This is a genomic window from Granulicella mallensis, from assembly GCF_014203225.1.
GTDB classification, from domain to species: domain Bacteria; phylum Acidobacteriota; class Terriglobia; order Terriglobales; family Acidobacteriaceae; genus Granulicella; species Granulicella mallensis_A.
In genome coordinates this window covers 178,590-197,850 of record NZ_JACHIO010000009.1, presented here as the reverse complement: position 1 = coordinate 197,850, position 19,261 = coordinate 178,590, and the positions used below count along the sequence as shown (strand labels likewise).

Sequence of the window (19,261 nt, the reverse complement as noted above, 5' to 3'; positions counted from 1 at the left end):
GCGTTAAAGAAAAAGGAGCAAATACGTGAACCTGAAATCCCTGATTGCGAAACTCAACGACACCTGCCGCAGCGCGATGGAAGGCGCCGCAGGTCTGTGTGTCTCGCGCACGCACTACGACATTGAGATCGAACACTATCTGCTCAAGCTGCTTGATGGGACAGATAGCGATATCGCTCTCATCTTGAAGCAGTATGGTGTGGATAGGTCGCGACTGACCCGCGAACTCGAACGTTCGCTCGACAAGCTGAAGACGGGAAATGCACGCTCGCCGGCATTGAGCCCTCAGTTGCTGCACATGTTTACTGAAGCCTGGACGCTGGCTACGCTCGACTACGAGGCAGGACAGATTCGCTCGGGATTTACTCTGCTGGCTCTGTTGACGAACACTGATCTCTCTCGGACGGTTCGCGAGATCAGCTCTGAATTGCAGTTGATCTCCGTCGAAGCTCTGCGCAACAACTTCTTCAATATCGTTGACTCGTCTCGCGAAGAAACTACGACCATCGGCGCTGGGCAGGCTGTTTCTGCTCCCTCGGCTGGAACTGCCGCAGCCGGTTCGCAACGCCGCACGCCTCATCTCGACCAGTACACCGTGAACATGACGGCAAACGCCGCTGCGGGAAAGATCGACACCGTGCTTGGCCGCGATGTTGAGATTCGCCAGGTGATCGATATCCTGATGCGTCGCCGCCAGAACAATCCGATCCTGACCGGCGAGGCTGGTGTAGGAAAGACCGCGGTTGTGGAAGGCTTCGCTTTGCGCATCGCGGCTGGCGATGTGCCACCACCATTGCGCAACGTACAGCTTCATTCTCTGGACCTCGCGCTGCTGCAGGCAGGAGCAAGCGTGAAAGGTGAGTTTGAGAATAGGCTCAAAGGCTTGATCGAAGAGGTAAAGTCCTCACCCCATCCCATCATTCTCTTCATTGATGAAGCGCATACGATGATCGGCGCTGGTGGCCAGGCGGGGCAGAATGACGCTGCCAATCTGCTGAAGCCCGCTTTGGCACGTGGAGAGCTTCGCACTATCGCGGCGACCACATGGTCCGAGTACAAAAAGTTTTTCGAGAAGGATGCGGCTTTGGCGCGACGCTTTCAGGTCGTTAAAGTCGAAGAACCGATCGAGCCGCAATGCGGGACTATGTTGCGTGGCCTGATTCCAGCGCTTGAGAAGCATCATGGACTGCGCATCCTGGACGAGGCTGTGACTGCCGCAGTGCGTTTGTCGCACCGGTATATGGTCGGGCGGCAGTTGCCCGATAAGGCCGTGAGTGTGCTCGATACAGCCTGTGCGCGTCTTTCGCTCAGCCAGAGCACGACCCCTGGCATCATCGAAGATACGCAGCGCAGGATTGCGGATCTCGAGACACAGACGCGTATGCTGAGTCGCGAAGAGGCTGTTGGAGCGAACCACGTGGAGCGGCTGCGTGAGATTGCCGATGCGCTTCTTGTCGAGCAGGCGAAGCTTGTAACCTGCAATACGCAGTGGCAGCGTGAGATCGCTCTGGTTGAAAAGATTCGTGCGCTGCGGACAGAGCTGGAAGACGCTAACGAAGGCGATCACGATAAGAACACCGCAGCGCCCTCGCGTGTAGCACTTGGAGCGCTCGAGCGCGAGTTGGCTGAGGTTCAGGGCGAATCACCCATGATGCGGGTTGCGGTCGATGCGCAGATCGTAGGGGAAGTCATCTCAGCCTGGACTGGGATTCCACTTGGCAAGATGGTCAAAGATGAACTCGCGACGGTGTTGGAGCTTTCCTCCCACCTGCGTAATCGTGTAATCGGACAGGACTATGCCATGGATGCCATTGCACAGCGGATCCTTACCTCACGGGCTAGTCTTGACGACCCAGGAAAGCCTGTCGGCGTGTTCATGCTCGTGGGGCCAAGCGGCGTCGGTAAGACTGAGACTGCGCTGGCGCTCTCCGACCTGTTGTATGGCGGCGAACGCAACCTCATTACGATCAACATGTCGGAGTTCCAGGAGGCGCACACTGTTTCCGCACTCAAGGGCTCGCCTCCGGGATATGTGGGGTACGGCGAAGGCGGAGTGTTGACTGAGGCTGTGCGTCGCCGGCCATACTCTGTCGTGCTGCTTGACGAGGTGGAGAAGGCGCATCCTGATGTACTCGAGCTCTTCTTCCAGGTCTTCGACAAGGGAAGCATGGAGGACGGAGAAGGGCGCGTCATCAACTTCAAAAATACGGTGTTGATCCTTACCAGCAATGCAGCGACCGATACCATGATGAAGCTGACGGCAGATCCTGAGACGATGCCTTTTCCAGAGGCCTTGGTGAATGCGATCAAGCCGGAGCTGAACAAAATCTTCAAGCCCGCGTTTCTTGGACGCATGTTGATCGTCCCCTACCTGCCGGTTCGGGATGAGGCGCTCAAGCAGATCATCCGCTTGAAACTCGGAAAGATCGTCCGTCGCCTGCAGGAGAATCACAGGATTGTTCTGCGCTACGATGACGCTTTGCTGAGCGAGATCGCAAGCCGCTGCACTGAGGTCGAAAGTGGAGCACGCAACGTGGATAACATCCTGTCGAATACCATGCTCCCCGAGATCTCGCGTGAGCTGCTATTGCGCATGGTGCAGGGAGATGCAGGTACTGCCGTCTCGGTAGGCGTGGGGGAAGCTGGCGCATTCACCTATCAATGGAGCACGGGGAGCGCTGTTGCTGTAGAGGACAACGCCCCTGAGCTTGCCGCCGCAACTGCTTAGTACACAAACAGGAAGTGCCAGGGCTGATCTGTAGCCCTGGCCTACCTTCAGTAAATAGAAAGCGTAAGCGATAGATATGCCAACCTACACACACGATAGACGTCTGCTCTCGCTCACCACGCCGCTGGGTAAAGATGCAGTTCTGGTCGAAAGGTTTTCAGGACACGAAGGTATCTCTTCACTGACAGAGCTGGAGTTGGAGCTGCTCAGCTTTCCTGAGAATCCGATTCAGCCAGCTTCCTTTATCGGCAAGCGCGTTACCCTTGGTATTGCTTATAACTTGAGTGGGCAGCGTTACTTCAACGGAATCGTGCGTAGCCTGAAGCTGATAAGCCACGATGGGCAGTTGGATGAGAGCAATACGCCGGTTTTGGTCTATAAGGCGGAAGTCGTGCCGAACTTGTGGCTGCTGACGCTCAACTCGCAGACGCGGGTCTTTCAGAACAAGACTGTGATTGAGGTCGTAAAGGCTGTGCTTGGCGTCTACAGTATCACGCCCAAGGACGATACTCAGGCCACCTACCAGCCGCTCGACTACTGCACCCAGTACCGTGAAACGGATTATGACTTTGTCGCACGTCTTCTGGAGCAGCACGGTATCTTCTTTTATTTCATCCATACGCAGAGCGACCACATCATGGTGCTCGCAGATAACTCCGCCCAGCTTTCTCCCTGTCCGGTGCAGAGCACCTTCAACTACATGCCGCAGATGGATCTCGATGGCGGAGATTTCTACAACATGTATGTGCATGCCTTCGATGTGCGCACTGCGATGGTCACAGGCAAGCACACACTCTGGGATTACCGCTTCACGCAGTATGCGCGGCAGCCGAGTAGTCCTGCGTCTTCTATAAGTAAAGCTGTTACCGGAGACAACGAGCACGAGAAGTATGACTACGCTGACGCTCCCTCCGCATGGGCAAAGACGGATGCCAGCGATGGCAAGATTCAGACCGTCGAGAGCCAGCTTCAGGACATCGCTCGCGATCGCAGCGATACGGGTTCCGTCGAGATCTTCGGTGTCTCGAACGCAAGCCTGCTTGATTCGGGGAATACCTTCACGCTGGCGATGCACCCGGACGAGGTGCAGAACACCAAGTACCTGGTGTTGAGTGTCGAGCACAATGGCCGGCAGATGCCGCCGTTTCGCACTGACGGCACGGGTATAGGGGAGGGGTATCGTAATACCTTTACCGCACAACCCGCTTCGCTGGTCTACCGTCCGGCGCGCACCATACCGAAGCCACGTGTCAATGGTGTGGTTACGGGTAAAGTTGTTGTCCCGGCAGGTGAGGACTCATACATCGATAAGTACGGCCGTGTCTGCGTGCAGTTCTGGTGGGATCGCACCAGGCCGCCCAATCAGACAGACAATACGCTTCTTCGGGTTGCGCAGGCGTGGGCCGGTTCCGGGTGGGGCACTTACTTCTGGCCTCGTGTTAATGATGAGGTTCTGATCGATTTCATCGAGGGCGATCCGGATGCTCCTATTGTCGTGGGTTCGCTCTATAACGGAGTAAATAAGCCAAAATATGATCCGGCGACCGAATATACGCGCTCCGGTATCCTGACGCGTTCTTCCAAGAATGGCACGGCTGCCAATGCGAACGAACTCCGCTTTGAAGATAAAAAGGGGAGTGAGCAGATCTTCATGAATGCCGAGAAAGATATGGACCATCGAATTGAGATGGACCATCGCAGATACGTCGGAGGCAAGGACTCGCTCATCGTCAAAGGCGGCCGCTATGACGAGATCGACGGAGATCTGCAAAGTAACGTCAAGGCGAATCGGGTTGCAAAGGTAGCTCAGAGCTATTCGCTGCAGGTCGGGCAGAACCACGGAGAAAAGGTTGGCAATAACTACTCTCTCGATGCTGGATCAGAGGTCTATATCAAGTCAGGCATGACGCTCGTCATTGAGAGTGGTATGGAGATATGCCTCAAAGCGGCGGGAGGTTTCATTACTATCGGGCCTACCGGCGTTACTATCTCGGGGATCATGGTCCTGATCAATAGTGGAGGAATTGCAATTCCCGGTACTCCGGTTCCGATCAGTAGCCCGGAAGCTCCGGATGAAGCAGACGATGGAACAAAGGGCGGAAAGATGTAGCAGCTTCTTTCTTCGAGCCTGTTCATTTGTCGCAATTTTACGTACGGTGTGAGCTGACGAAACTATGGAACAATTTGTGACAGTAGGGCGCTGGCGGATAACGGTATTACCAAAGGGATGGAGTCCTGTTGCAGACTTTGGAATCCGCCAGGACCAGTCTGGCTCCGGGAGTAGACCCGCAAACGTCTCTCTTCGTGAGGATCTGCTGAAGGATGAGGATACGCTCTCGGCTTATATCCAAACACAGGCTAAGCTGTTGGGCCAGTATCTCAGCTCTCCGAAGATGGCCGGTCCCCAGCCGACATCCTTTCCTCAGGGCGAAGAGGCTGCCCTTTTCCTGGTGCGGCATGCTCCTGACGAAACAGGTCCCATGCTTCATGCTCAGACGTATGTCCGCCTGGGACGTTGGGTTGGCATCGTGACGCTTACAACTCCCGAGTCTGCCTTGAAGACTGTACGCCCTGACTATGACCTCCTCCTCAAGGGGCTTCAGGTCGTGCTCGAAGAGGGTGGTGGGGCAGGGCAAAATGCAACAAAAGATCCTATATAGGAGATCGAAAGATGTCTTCGGCAACTCCAGATAACCCAATTAGCTCAATAGGCAGCGACCTTCCTGTTCCTTTCGAAGAGATTGAGGTTCTTATTGATTTTATTCCTGCCCCGTCGATGGGCCCTCAACCGGGAGGTGGTCCTCCTATGGCGCTTGGTGCGGGTGTATTCATTAATCGTCTACCGGCTGTGCCGATGCCGGAGTATGTTACCTGCAAGGTTGGCGTGATAGGGTTGCCTCCGGCTGGGGCCGGGGGATTCGGTGGGGTCGTTGCCGGGCTTGCCCAGGGAGCGGGGGGGGCTTCGTAGACCCAAAGGCACGACTCTTTTCAGAAGTTTTGCAAAGGTTTTTCCACATCCCGAATTCTTCCTGAGTGCCCTATGTTTCGGCGACCTTCGCTGCTGCTGGCGCTGTGCGCCCGGTTTTGTCTCTGAGGTCGGGAATAAAACGACCGCTTTCGGGTTTTGCCTAGTGAGTATTGACGAGGCCGGGAAGTTGCAGTCTTCCTCTCTCTGAGATACGGCGGATATCAACGGCCCAAAGCCGCTTGAAACCCCTGCATATTGCTTTGTATTAAGGAATCCAACGATCTGAGGACAATAGTTGAGTATGAGCGATAATCCATTGTCAGCCGCCACCGCCACTCGTATTGGACGATACGATGTGATCTGTGAACTTGGCCGCGGTGGTATGGGCATTGTCTATAGGGCAGAAGATAAACTCATCGGCCGTGAGATAGCGATTAAAACTCTCACAGAGACGACGCCGGACCTGCGCGAGAGGTTTTATGTTGAGGCCAGGTCGGGCATACTGAACCATGCGAATATCGTAACGATCTATGAGATTGGCGAATACGAAGGCAATCCATACATCGCCATGGAGTATGTCGCGGGGGAATCGCTGGAAAAGATTCTCCGCAGCGGTAAGAGGCCTTCTCTGCTGGAGACGGTATCGACCATCGAGCAACTCTGCTCCGGGCTTGGATATGCACACCAGAATGGGGTACAGCACCGCGATGTCAAGCCTGCAAACCTGATCTTACAGCCGGACAGCAGAGTGAAGATTGTCGACTTTGGCATCGCACGATTGGCGGATCAGACAACACGGCTCACGAAAACCGACGCGTTGATTGGTACCTTTCATTACATCGCGCCGGAACGCCTGAAGGGCGAGATGAGCGATGGCCGTTCAGATATCTGGTCTGCGGGCGTGATCCTGTACCAGATGATTACCGGTCAGTTGCCGTTTGACGGGGCGAATGTCTCCACCCTCTACAAAGTTATCAGCGAGCCTTACCCTCCTCTGAGGAACTACAACCAGGATCTTCCCGAAGAGCTTATTGCGATTGTTGAGCGGGCGCTGGCCAAGAATCCCGATGACCGCTACAGCACGGCGGAGGAGATGGCCTTCGATCTGCAGGCTATCTCTGGCAGCCTGCAAAAAGAGCGTATGGGAGATCTGATGATCTCTGCCAAACGCCTGATGGAGCAGGGGCAGCTTGCTCATGCGCGAACTGTGTTGCTTGATCTGCAACGGATCGATTCACAGGATGCCGATGTTCGGCGCATGATGCGCGAAGTACAGGAACAACTTAGCCGAACTCAGAAGACCGAACAGGTGCGACAGCTCGTCGAGCAAGCGGAAGAGGCTGTTTATTCGCAGCGCTATGACGAAGCGATTCAGGTTTACAGGCAGGCTATCAAGCTCGACCAGGAGGATACGCTTCAGCTCGCTGAAAGGCTTGAAAGTATCCAGGGACTGAAAGAAAAGCACGACAAAATCGATCTGCTTCGACAGCAGGCAGTGAGCGCGCGTGGACGTGGCGACCTGATTGGAGCGCAGGACCTGCTTGGGCAGGCGATCACTTTGGATGAAAAGAACACCGACCTTCGCAATGCCTATGCGACTGTTCTGCGCGAGATCGAGAGAAAAAGTAACGAGGAAAAGCTGCAGGAACTATTGCAGATAGCTCGCGAAAGTTATATCTCCAGGCGTTATACGGATACGATTGCGCGTCTGCGCGAAGCAACGGAGTTGGATCCAACCCATCAGGAGGTGCAGCAACTCCTTCATGAAGCCGTCAATCGGCAGGATCAGGAGATCCGCCGCAAACTGAACGAGCAGGTCGCTGCCGAAGTGCAGGACTGCATCTATCGTGAGGATTTCGACAAGGCCATCAAGCAGCTAAACCGGGCTTTGGAGAAGCTGCCGACCGAGACCCTCCTGCTTCGCTTGAAGGTGGAAACGGAAAAGAAGAAACGAGAGTTTCAAGCGCAGCAGGTTGCGCAGGCCGCAACGCAAAAGGCGCAGAATCTCTTTTCGGATGCGCCAGCGGAAGCTCTTGCGGTAGTAGAAACCGCACTGGAGCAGGTGCCGGGCGATGAGCGGCTGGTTCAGCTTAAGTTCCGCCTGGAAGAGCAGATCAAGCGTCTCAAGCGAGAGGAATTGCTGGCTCAAGCGATGAAGTTGGCTCGCGCCGAGATAGACGCAACGCAGTTCGATAAGGCAATCCAGATCCTCGAATCCGTTCGTATCGAATGCGGCACTACAGAAGATGTAACCTCGCTGCTCGAATTTGCAAGGGCTGAGAAACAGGCACTGACGCGTCAGCGGCAGAGCAGCGAGACACGTGCAGAGGCCCAGGCGCTTATGAGCGTAGGAAAGTATGAGGCCGCGATTGCAAAACTCGAGCCCGTTGCTGCAGATATGGAAGATCCCGCGCTCAACGTACTCCTCGTGCAGGCGCAGCAAGCATTACAAGAGGCCTTGCAGCGTTTGGAGTCGATTGAATCCCATGTGCGTTCCTTAGCTGAAACAGATGTGCAGGAAGCTCTTCGGCTGCTGGAGAGTCAACCTCCAGAGGTGATCTCGAACGGTAAGATCAGCACACTGCGGCAGGAGCTCAATAAGAAAGCGAATATCCAGAGAGCGATCCAGACGGCAATCGTCCACTTTGAGACATCCCTGGCAAAGCAGGATTTAAAGGGAAGTATGGATGCCCTCGAATCAGCGCGGCGGACGCATGGGGAGTCTCCTGAACTAGCGCAGGCCATCGCTGAAGCAAAAAGCAAAAGGCTGTCGTTTGCAAATGCTTCACTTACCGCTTCTATGGACGAATCAAGCAAAGCCTTGTTGCGCAATGAGCCAAAAGAAGCCCGAGACGTGTTGCGCCGTCCAGAGAAGCTTGCGGAGTATGCGGATACGCAGGTGCGCTCCGACTGGAAGCTCCAGCTGAAGATGGCGTCGAAGACTCCGAGCACGAAGCCGAGTGCTGGTGAGAAAGCTCTTCCAAACGTTGCAAAAGGGAGGTCCTGGACCTGGGCTTATATCGCTACAGGACTGATCCTTGCGGTAGTTCTGGGGCTCATATGGCGGCGAAGTGTGCGTTCTTCCGTGCCGGTTCCTCTAGCGACGACCTATCTACAGTTGAATGCGTCGCCGTGGGCGGTTGTTCAGCAGGTTACGGATGGGAAGGGGCATAGTGTGGAACTTCCTGCGGGAGACCATAGTACACCGATGCGCCTGGAAGGGCTGCCGGCAGGCGACTATCAGGTTACCTTTCAGAGCGCAGATCAGAATAATCAAGTGGAACATTGTCAACTTACGCTGGAGAAGCATCTTTGCACCAGCACCTTTGCAGAGCCGGATATAAAGCTGCTGCTGTCAGGAGATCAGCCTTGAAACAGGTCTATTTTTACGGAGCATGCCTGGTATTCCTCGCCATGTTGATGCCAGCCTTTGTACACGCGGACGATAACCTCGACAACCTGAATGCTGCGTACAAGGCTGCTCTGGAGAGGAAAGAGCTCGACCGCGCGGCCGATTATATTTGCCAAGCGGCAAAGCTGGATCCTGGCAAGTACGAGAAGAAGTGCGCGGGCGTGCAGAAAGCCATTGCAAAAGAGCTGCCCCAGTTTGACAAATTATTTCTCGATGGCAGGACTAAGTTCGAGAAGAAAGACTATGTCGGTGGAATCCGCGATCTGCAGAAGATCTCCTTTGGTCCACACCACGACGAAGCACAGCAGTTGATTCAGCAGGCAACGAATTTGTTGAATCATCTGTCGCAGCCTGCAGATACCGGGATGCAGAAATTGAAGCAGGTGCAGGCAGCCTATGAAAGTGGTGATTTTCCTACGGCATCGACTGTGGCCGCTTCTATAACAGATGCTAATATCTTGCCCTACATCAAGCAGATTGTAACCAATATCCAAATCTACAATGAATCGATGCAGGAGGGTGATGCCTACATGCAGCAAGGGCAGTATGCTGCTGCGAAGCAGAAATATAGCTTTGCCCTGGTCATCAAAAACAATGGTCCGGGTAATCCCGCAGACAAGTTGCAGCGAATCACAGCACTTTTGGCTGCGGCGGAAAAGCCGCAGGTCGCAGAAAGTGACAGCAAGTCAAAAACGACTCCCGATCCAGGCACGCAGGGCATAAATAACAACGGCAAGCCAGCAGCCAAATCGGTCGATAATTTGGTAAGGATCAAGGAATTTCTTGCAAAAGCACAGGAAGACGAGGCGAAAGGGAATACGGCAGCTGCGATTTCAGCTTACGACCAGGTGTTGGCTCTCGATCCGCAGCAGCAGACTGCAGTTGCAGGAAAACTACGACTGATGGGGGCGACGCAGAAAGACTCTCAAGACCTGGAAGATGCTCTGATCAAGGGGGTTCGCAGCTATGGTCAATCGAACTTTGAAGAAGCACGTGCCGATATATCGCTTTATCTAAAGCAGGGTGGGACTAAGAAGGGAGCTGCCTATTTCTACCTGGGAGCTTCTTTTATGGCCGATGCGTTTTTGTCGGACAAGAATGATTACGACAAGCTGCAACGGAACGCGGTGCTGAACTTCCGCCTGGCAAAGGGGGAACACTTTAAACCTGCGGAGAAATATGTGTCTCCAAAGATTTTGGCGGTCTGGAATCAGACAAGCTTCTAGCAGGGGCTGTCCGTGAAGTGGGAGAACACTGAAGAAGGCTATCGGGAACTCCAACTGCAAACGCTGAGTTCGCAGAGGACGCCAAGTTGACGCAAAGAAAACTCTGCGCAAACTTAGCGTGCTTAGCGGACTCAGCGTTTGCAGTTGGAGCTATAGACGATTTGCCGGGCGCAGCATCCCTGGTGTCTCGTGCAAATTAGAGCGTGACGACGATCTTGCCGATCTGAGCGTTCGACTCCATATAGCGGTGGGCCTCGACGATTTCAGCAAAGGGAAAGGTTTTATCGATGAGGGGGCTGAAGGCGCCTGAAGCGAGATGGTCGAAGATGTATTGCTTCGCCTTGGGAAATACTGGATTGGGCGGGATTTCGAAGAGCGTGTAGCCCCGAATGGTGAGGTACTTGGCGAGTGCGGTGAAAAGAGGGTAGGGCGTGGGCTCCGGTGCCAGGGCTCCGTATTCGAAGATGATTCCCTTGGAGGCTGTGGCTGCGGCGAGCGATTCGAGGATCTTGCCACCGATGGGATCGAAGACGATACGCGCGCCCTTGCCTGAGGTGATCTCGTTGATGCGGGCGACGAGGTCTTCTTCGTCGGTGACGATCACATGATCTGCGCCTCGTTTGAGGAGTTCAGCTTTCTTTGCCGCGGTGCGGGTGACGGCGATGCTGATGGCGCCTTCGGCCTTGACGATTTCAATGGCAGCAATGCCTACGCTACTGCTGGCCGCGGTGATGACAGCAAAGTCTCCCTTAGTGATCTGGCCGAGCCATATGAGCGCACCGTATGCGGTGAGGTACTGCATCCAGATGGATGTGCCTTGTTCATACGAGAGCGTTGAAGGATATTCGGCGATTCCATGCAGGGGAACGACCGCGACTTCGCCGTAGACTCCATGGTCGTTGAGCTTGAAGGTTCCGGGAACGGTGCTGGCGGTCTTGCCGATCCAACTGGAATCGACGCCTGGGCCAACGGCTTCGATGATTCCGGCGGCCTCGTAACCGTTCTTTGCTGGGAAAACAGGTGTCTCAAGGTATTGTCCGTTGCGGAACATGATCTCAGCGCGGTTGAGCCCAAGAGCTTTGACCTGGAGACGGACTTCGCCCGGGCCGGGTTCGGGAAGGGCGAGTTCGTCAAACTGAAGGACTTCGGCAGGGCCGGTCTTATGGAAGCGGACAATCTTTACGGTGTTGGACATGCATACTCCTGACTTACAGCTGTTCCATTTAGATTGCCATGAAACCTCGAAGATGCAGAATCCGTGTTTCCTTGGCGCAACAGCTGGGGAGGCAAAGGATATCGTGCGTTCTCAACGGGCTGATGAACGATGGCCCTTCAGCAGACGGGACCTAGTCAGGTGTATTGGAGCTTGTCATCGAAAATTTATGCTGTGGTGTCTCGATTCGATGGCATCCGGAGATAGTTCGTCATTTCGATTTGTAGAGCAGCTACGCCGACAGGGCGTAGCAGGGAACGATTACGGTGCACCTGCGACGGCAGAGGGCCTCATTAAAAGATTCTAACCAGGGAATAAATATGCATCTATGGTGTTTCTCTCAACAGAAGCCTTTGCCCCCAGATTTTAAATTCATTCGTTGAGCAGCTTGGTTGTCGCTCGAAGGGTGAAGTGTGAAGAAAGCATAATGGATCGGATAGCAAACTCTGAAGTGCTGTGATGGTGCACAACGGTTTGGCATTCATGCTGGAAAAATGTCGGAGCCAACCAGTCCCGAGCTGGTGGTTAGCTGGGTTGCTTGATGTCTCCACGAAAACGTATAGACGTATGAAATACGTAGAGCTTGATCTTTAGGCGATGTTAATAAGACCACGACAAAAGTGACAAAAAAGTGACATTGCGGCGGACTGAATCCATAGCCTGACGTGCTAGATTACATTTGCAACCCTCCATGAAAATCAATTGAAGTGCAACCCAGAGAACGAAAGAGGCGATCTAGAGCTTGTACGATAGACTCCATCATTGCTGACATAGCGTAAGCGGAGATGCTTTCCAGACTTCATCGCTGTTTTATAGATGTGTGTGATTTGCTCTACCCATACATTCATTAGCTTTTTGCGTTCTTTTGTTACGGATTAGCACCACGCAACACATATTTATTTTCAGTTTCCCTGGTCTTTTCCATGGAGCTTACTGTCCAGTGCCTCGTTTGGCTTCAGCCGAGCGGGATGGGCTTGTGCCTTCACTCGCTTTACCGGAGATTAATTTTGCGAATCTTATCGCTTGCACGCTTCTTATTCTTCTGCCTTATTGGATCGTTCTGCGCCTCTACTGTATTGGCGCAGAGTGACATTACCACTTGGCAGGTCGACACTAAGCATACGGGCGTGAACGCAAATGAGACTGTCCTCACTCCTTCGTTCGTCAGCACAAACGGCAACCTTGTTGTTCGTTATGCGGAGAAAGTGGACGGACAGATCTTCGCGCAACCTCTTTATTTAAGTGGTGCGACGAGTGGCCAGCTTCCGGGAAATTGGGCCGATGGCCAGCAGCACAAGGATGTCGTCTTCGTTGTCACGGAGAATGCGACTCTGTACGCTTTCGACGCCGATCAGGAACCTAATTACCGGCCGAACGTTGGGTTTTCAAACCCGATCTGGAGCTTGCATCTTGCTCCGGCAGGTAACAAGACGGCAGTGCCAATGGCTCAGATAGACACTGATTCTGCATTGGACATCAGGCCGTTGTTTGGCGATACCGCGACACCGGTGATTGATCCCAAGGGCGGAATTATCTATGTGGTGTCGGCGCTGAAGGACACCGGGACTCTCCCAGCCTCGCATCCGTATGAGCAACTACTTTGGGCCATCAACCTGAAGACGGGGCAGGCTGTGAACGGTAGCCCCGTGGTGATCAACCCTCAGTTCAATGGCGTATTTGGCGGCGACAATCGCACCCCTTGCTCTCAGGCAAACCACGTGCCCAATACTCCTAGCGATAACGGTTGCGAGAACGATAATGAGCCGGCTGCTCCGGCTGGAACCATCCCGTTCTATCCTCTTCATTCGCACCTGCGGTCAGCGCTGACACTGGACAACTTCAACGGCCACAACACGCTTTATCTGGCCTACGCGTCGCATAGTGATGGACAGCCTTACTCCGGCTTCATCGTTGGATACAACGCGACTACTTTGCAGCAGACAACTGAATTTACGACAACGCCAGATAATACCTTTGAAGCGGGAATCTGGATGGCGGGCGCCAGTCCGGCGATCGATCCTGCGTTAAATAAGATGTATGTCATTACTGGCAACGGCGGCAATTGGGATAATAAGGATTCCAACAACAACCCTTTGCCAGCGATGGGCCTGGACAGTCAAGGCAATGTATTTTCAAAGGGAACCAATTGGCCGATGAGCGTGCTTGCTTTCGATACGACTCCGGCTGGCACCGTAGCGTACCGGGGGCAAAACGAACTGCAGGTCCCTTTTGCTGATACGAGCGTGTGGTTTACACCGGCACAGTGGGACTCTTTCAATAATGGAGATCAGGATCTCGGTGCAGGCGGCCCCTTGCTCTTCGACACTCCCGCTCCTGACGGCAGCACGAAACAGTTATTGATCGGCGGCGGTAAGGCGGGCGTTATGTATGTCCTCGACCGTACGAATCTTGGCGGCATCGATACGTCGCAAGGCGGCACGGTCAGTAGCAGTATCCCGGTTGACTTTCAGGATGACAATGTTGTCCAGGAGATCACCTTTCCCAACGGAACAGGCTTCTTCAATACGCCGGCACTTTTCAATAATCGCATCTACTTTTCGGGAGGCAATTCCGGAGCGCGATCACGTGCGGTTGGCTTCAACCAAACTACGAACACCTATATTTCCAGCACGGAGGATGCCTCGCCGGAGGGTCCTGTCGATAAGAATGCCGGAGTATTCATTTCGGCGAATGGCACGACCAACGGGCTAGTCTGGCAAACTGCAAACGGCATACGTGCCTGGGACGCAAGCAATCTAGCCAAGGGTGCTATCTTCTCGCAAAACAACATTCAGGTGGATGACGGCTCGGGCAATCCGTGCATCACTCCAACATTCTCGCTGCCGATTGTGTCGGGCGGAAATGTGTTTTTCTCCTGCTATCAAAATCCAACCACGACCGGAACGACCACCTCTTCCAGCGGAGCTCCGGAAACATTCGTTCAGCCGTCGGACAATAAGCCCGGGTATCTCTTCGTTTACGGCCAGGCGCCAGTTGCGCCAGGAGCTCCGACGCAGGTTCCTCTCAATGTGTCTGCACAGGCGGATTCCGAGTCGCAGATTACTGTCAGCTGGACCGATCCGGATAGCGGCCAGGCGACTGCGCACACCGGCTTCAATGTCTTTCGCGCGACGTGCTCCACGTGCGTTGCTGTTCAGATCACGTCGACCTCAGACTTGAGCTTTGTCGACACCGGTCTTGAGACGGTTACCGCGACGAACGGTTCAACCTCCACGATTAACTTGACGCCGAATACGACGTATTTCTATACGGTCAAGGCGACTAACAACGCAGGCTCTTCAAACTCGAGCAACATCGCTTCTGCTACCACCTTTCCGCAGTACTCTGAACCGGGGCTGGTTGCATACTGGCCGATGGATGAAGGAATTCTGCAGGGAGAGAGCGCGAACAGCTCCGTAGACCTTACCGGGAACGGTCATACCGCGGTAAAGGATGAGACCGATGGGTCGAATGAGATTGAATCGACTCCCAGCGGCTATATCGGCGGTTCCTGGCAGTATCACGGCACCACGGTCATCGACCGGCTCGTCGTCAAGAATACTTCCGACCTGCAGTTCACTGCGAGCCAGAGTTTCAGCCTCGTCGCCTGGGTCAACCCCACGACCCTGCAGGGCTTCGGCCCTCCGTTGAGCACGAACGGTCTTGATGGCGCTTCGATCATCGTAAAGTCAAGAGACCAGGGGAACGAATATGGTCTTTGGATTAATCTCAACGGCCAATGGGAAGCCCGTAGCGGAACTCCGGGCGGCACTGGAACTGTTATCACCGGCCCGGCAGCAACGGCTGGAGCCTGGACACAGTTGGCACTCGTACAAGACGGCCCCAACAACAAGCGTTACCTCTATGTAAACGGCAAGCTTGCCGGACAGGGAACAGCGCAGGATGCCAGTGGTGGCGGTGACCTGTGGTTTGGTCAACAAAATCTCTTTCCAAATGGCCCTACTGACCAGACTTCTACAGACGGCTTCCAGGGCAACATCGACGAGGTCCGTGTTTATAACAGCGTCCTCACTTCGGCCCAACTGCTAAACGAGTTCTCAGATACCGTTTATCAGGCCACTTCTATTCAGACCCACGCGGGAGTTCCCGTGGGTGTTCCACTCTATCCGTTCGGACCGTCTGGACTTCCCACGACTGAGGCACGCGTTGCACCGAACCGCAGCTACACTCTCCAGCTAAACTTTGCGCAGCCGCTTTCAGCTGCTCCTGCAGCCGTGCTCAACGCTCAGCCGGGCTCCACGCAGGCGGTGCAGGGAAGCGTGAGCTCCGTCACGCTCGACCCAACCAAGATGATCGTTACGGTCACGCTTGCCAATGTGGCAAATGCTCAGGCGCTTCAGTTGCATTTGACCGGTGTCACAAGCGAGGCAGCGCAGAATGAATCCTACGATCTTCCTTTCAATGTTCTAGAGGGAGATGTTACGGGCGATCATATCGTCGATAATGCCGATGCCAGTGCAATTACGACTGTGATCGCAAACAATAACAACAACCCCATCACCGCGATCACGTCAGCTAACGCACAATTCGATCTGAACCTTGATGGAATTGTGAACGCAACGGACGCAAGCCTGGCGACCAGTCTGGCCGGACCAAGCTTGCCTATCCAGACGGATGTACCTCTAGCTGCATTCAAGCAGACCAGTGCTTCGAGCTCTAACGGGGGCAACATTGCCGCACTTGCAGTAGATAATATCGCCAGCGAGAACTCCCGCTGGGAGAGCACGCAGGGCGTCGATCCTGAATCGCTTGTGATTGACCTCAATAGCGCTGCGAATATCCACTCCATTGTTCTGGATTGGGAAAATGCTGCCGGGGCGAACTATGTGCTGCAGATAAGTAACAACCCTGCGGTCTTCCCTGAAGCGACTACGCCAAATTGCAGCTCGCCGAATTGGACGACCCTCGTGAATGTTACGGGCAATACGAGTGGCGGTATCAAGACCTACAGCGGCTTGAATGGCAATGGCCGCTTTGTCCGTATGTGCGGCACGAAACGGACGACAACGTTCGGCTACTCGTTGGAAGACTTCGAGGTCATTGGGTCTTTCGCGTCTGCAGGTGCGACGCCGCCAACCATCACAAGCGCTACGTCTGCCATCGCAACTGTCGGTCAGCCGTTCAGCTATACCATCACTTCCAGCCCGGCCGCTTCGACCTTCAATGCAACCGGCCTGCCTGCGGGGCTGAGCCTGACGGGCGCAGTCATCTCAGGTACGCCTACGGTGACCGGATCGTTCACTATCAACTTGTCGGCTACCAACGCGACTGGTCAAACAGGCACGGCTACCCTTAGCTTGACCGTCAATGCGGCGGCGCCGGTGATTACCAGCGCTACCACTGCGGCTGCAACCGTCGGTCAGCCGTTCAGCTACACCATTACTTCTAACCCGACTGCTTCGACCTTCAACGCAGGCGGTTTGCCTGCGGGGCTGAGCCTGACGGGCGCGGTCATCTCGGGCACGCCTACGGTGACGGGATCTTTCCCCATCACCTTGTCGGCCACCAGCGCCACTGGTCAAACTGGTACGGCTACTCTTAACCTGACCGTCAATGCGGCGGCGCCGGTTATTACCAGTGCTGCCACTGCTACTGCAACGGTCGGTCAGTCGTTCAGCTATACCATCACTTCTAACCCGGCCGCCTCAAGCTTCAATGCGACCGGTTTGCCAGCGGGGCTGAGCCGTAATGGAGCAGTTCTTTCGGGTACGCCGACGGCGACCGGTTCCTTCAGCATCACTCTTTCGGCCACGAACTCGACTGGCCAGACGGGTACAGCAAATCTGATTCTGACCGTCAACGCGGCAGCACCGGTGATTACCAGTGCCACTTCAGCGGCTGCGACTGTCGGTCAGCCTTTCAGCTACACCATCACGTCGAATCCTGCCGCTGCAAGCTTCAATGCAACGGGCTTACCCGCAGGTCTGGGTCGTACCGGGGCATTGATCTCGGGCGCACCCACAGTGGCCGGCACATTCAATGTCGCTCTGTCCGCGACCAGTTCCACTGGCCAGACCGGCACCGCTACCCTGGTTCTTACCATCAGCAACGCCGCTCCTGTCCTTCCGGCAGCGCCTACCGGCGTCACGCCGACGGCGGTATCGGCAAGCCAGATCAACCTGAGCTGGACGGCGAGCACCACTCCGGGTGTAACGTACTCCGTCTTTAGGAGCACAACCTCCGGCTTTGCGCCGTCGTCAGCCAATCAGATCGCACAAGGTCTGACATCCACGACAGACTCAGATACGGGCCTTACTGCCGCAACAGCATACTTCTATATTGTGCAGGCCGTCAACGGCGCTGGTTTCACTAACTCGCTGCAGACTTCGGCGCAGACGCAGGCTGCTTCAGGAGTTACTGAAGTGATTGCTATCAACGCTGGCAGCACTGCAGCTGTGACCAGCGCTTCCGGGAATACAACCTTTATCGGCGATACGGACTTTGTTGGCGGGAATGACGATGCTCCGGGGCAGCCGATCATCATTCCTGCGGCGATTGCAAATATCGCTGCACCGGCTGCAGTCTATGCCGATGCGCATCAAGGTGCCGTCACTTACACCATCCCAAACCTGGCTGCCGGCAGTGCCTATACGGTGGTCCTCCACTTCGCTGAACTCTACTTTGGAGCGGCGAACTCCCGCTTATTCAATGTGTCGATCAATGGAGTTCAGGTACTTCAGAACTTCGACATCTTTGCATCCGCCGGGAACGCTAAATTCACCGCAGTTGTTCAGAGCTTCCCGAACATTACTCCTGTCAACGGCCAGATCGTCATTGCCTTTACCAACGGAATCTCCGATCAGCCGATGGTGAACGGTATTGAGATTCAGACGGGTGGCGCCCCTGTGCCGTCCGCTCCGACCCTGCTGACAGCCATGACGGCTTCATCGACCCAGGTCAATCTCAACTGGACAGCAAGCATCACGCCAGGAGTGACCTACTCTGTATTCCGAAGCACCGTAGCTGGGTTCACTCCCTCGACGGCGAATCGGATCGCACAGAATCTCACTGCCACCAGTTTCTCCGATGCCGCACTCACTGCTTCAACCATGTATTACTACATCGTTGAAGCGGCTAACAGCACCGGAGTGCTTTCGCCACCGTCGCAGCAGGTTTCAACTTCAACGGCCGCTGCGTCCGCGGACGTCATCGCCATCAATGCGGGCAGCTCTATGGTTGTAGGTAACTTCATCGGTGACACTGACTTCACTGGCGGCAACGATGATGCTCCCAACCACGCCATCACCATCCCGGCGGCGATTGTAACTATCGCCGCACCTGCTGCAGTGTATGCGGATGCCCATCAGGGCGCTATGACGTACACCATTCCAAATCTCACAGCAGGCAAAACCTACACTGTAATTTTGCACTTTGCGGAACTATTCTTTACCACCGCAAACTCTCGTCAGTTCAATGTATCGATCAACGGAACCCAGGTACTGCCGAACTTCGATATCTTTGCCGCTGCCGGAAATGCAAGCTTTACGGCGGTTGTACAAACCTTCCCCAACATCACGCCAGTCAACGGCCAGATCGTGATTGCCTTTACCAACGGCGCGCACGACCAGCCGATGGTGAACGGAATCGAGATCAGGTAACACCTGGGCGGGTAATTTTGGGCTGTCGTCTTTCGAGGGTCTGCGGGGATTCATCCTCGCAGACCCTCAAATTGATTTATAAACTCTTAATACTT

General features: G+C 54.7%; 8 protein-coding genes. 7 read left to right on the top strand and 1 reads right to left on the bottom strand.

The genetic code is table 11. The features are described from left to right. Positions 1-25 precede the first annotated feature (25 nt). The 6 genes from tssH (at position 26) to HDF15_RS12240 (ending at position 10,334) form a co-directional block, all read left to right on the top strand. On the top strand, positions 26-2,728 hold the full coding sequence (tssH, locus tag HDF15_RS12265) for a type VI secretion system ATPase TssH (RefSeq protein ID WP_184255901.1): 2,703 nt from the start codon (positions 26-28) through the stop codon (positions 2,726-2,728). 76 nt (positions 2,729-2,804) lie between these two features. Then, complete coding sequence (locus HDF15_RS12260; protein WP_184255899.1) at positions 2,805-4,838, top strand: type VI secretion system Vgr family protein; 2,034 nt, start codon at positions 2,805-2,807, stop codon at positions 4,836-4,838. 76 nt (positions 4,839-4,914) lie between these two features. After that, the gene (locus HDF15_RS12255) at positions 4,915-5,388 is read left to right on the top strand and encodes a hypothetical protein (RefSeq protein ID WP_311733089.1); all 474 of its coding nucleotides are present in this window, start codon (positions 4,915-4,917) and stop codon (positions 5,386-5,388) included. Between the two features lie 11 nt (positions 5,389-5,399). Further along, the gene (locus tag HDF15_RS12250) at positions 5,400-5,696 is read left to right on the top strand and encodes a hypothetical protein (protein ID WP_184255895.1); all 297 of its coding nucleotides are present in this window, start codon (positions 5,400-5,402) and stop codon (positions 5,694-5,696) included. Positions 5,697-5,997: 301 nt separating this feature from the next. Beyond that, positions 5,998-9,069, top strand: coding sequence for a serine/threonine protein kinase (locus HDF15_RS12245; RefSeq protein ID WP_184255893.1), 3,072 nt, complete (start codon positions 5,998-6,000; stop codon positions 9,067-9,069). Continuing rightward, complete coding sequence (locus tag HDF15_RS12240) at positions 9,066-10,334, top strand: hypothetical protein (RefSeq protein ID WP_184255891.1); 1,269 nt, start codon at positions 9,066-9,068, stop codon at positions 10,332-10,334. Before HDF15_RS12245 ends, HDF15_RS12240 begins: the two co-directional genes overlap by 4 nt. Before the next feature lie 196 nt (positions 10,335-10,530). Here HDF15_RS12240 and HDF15_RS12235 read toward each other — a convergent pair whose 3' ends face one another. After that, the gene (locus HDF15_RS12235) at positions 10,531-11,529 is read right to left on the bottom strand and encodes a zinc-dependent alcohol dehydrogenase family protein (RefSeq protein WP_184255889.1); all 999 of its coding nucleotides are present in this window, start codon (positions 11,527-11,529) and stop codon (positions 10,531-10,533) included. Between the two features lie 1,025 nt (positions 11,530-12,554). On the opposite strand from HDF15_RS12235, the gene HDF15_RS12230 reads away from it, so the two are divergent. Next, entirely contained in the window at positions 12,555-19,166 is a 6,612-nt protein-coding gene (locus tag HDF15_RS12230) for a malectin domain-containing carbohydrate-binding protein (protein ID WP_184255872.1), read from the top strand. Positions 19,167-19,261: the final 95 nt, after the last annotated feature.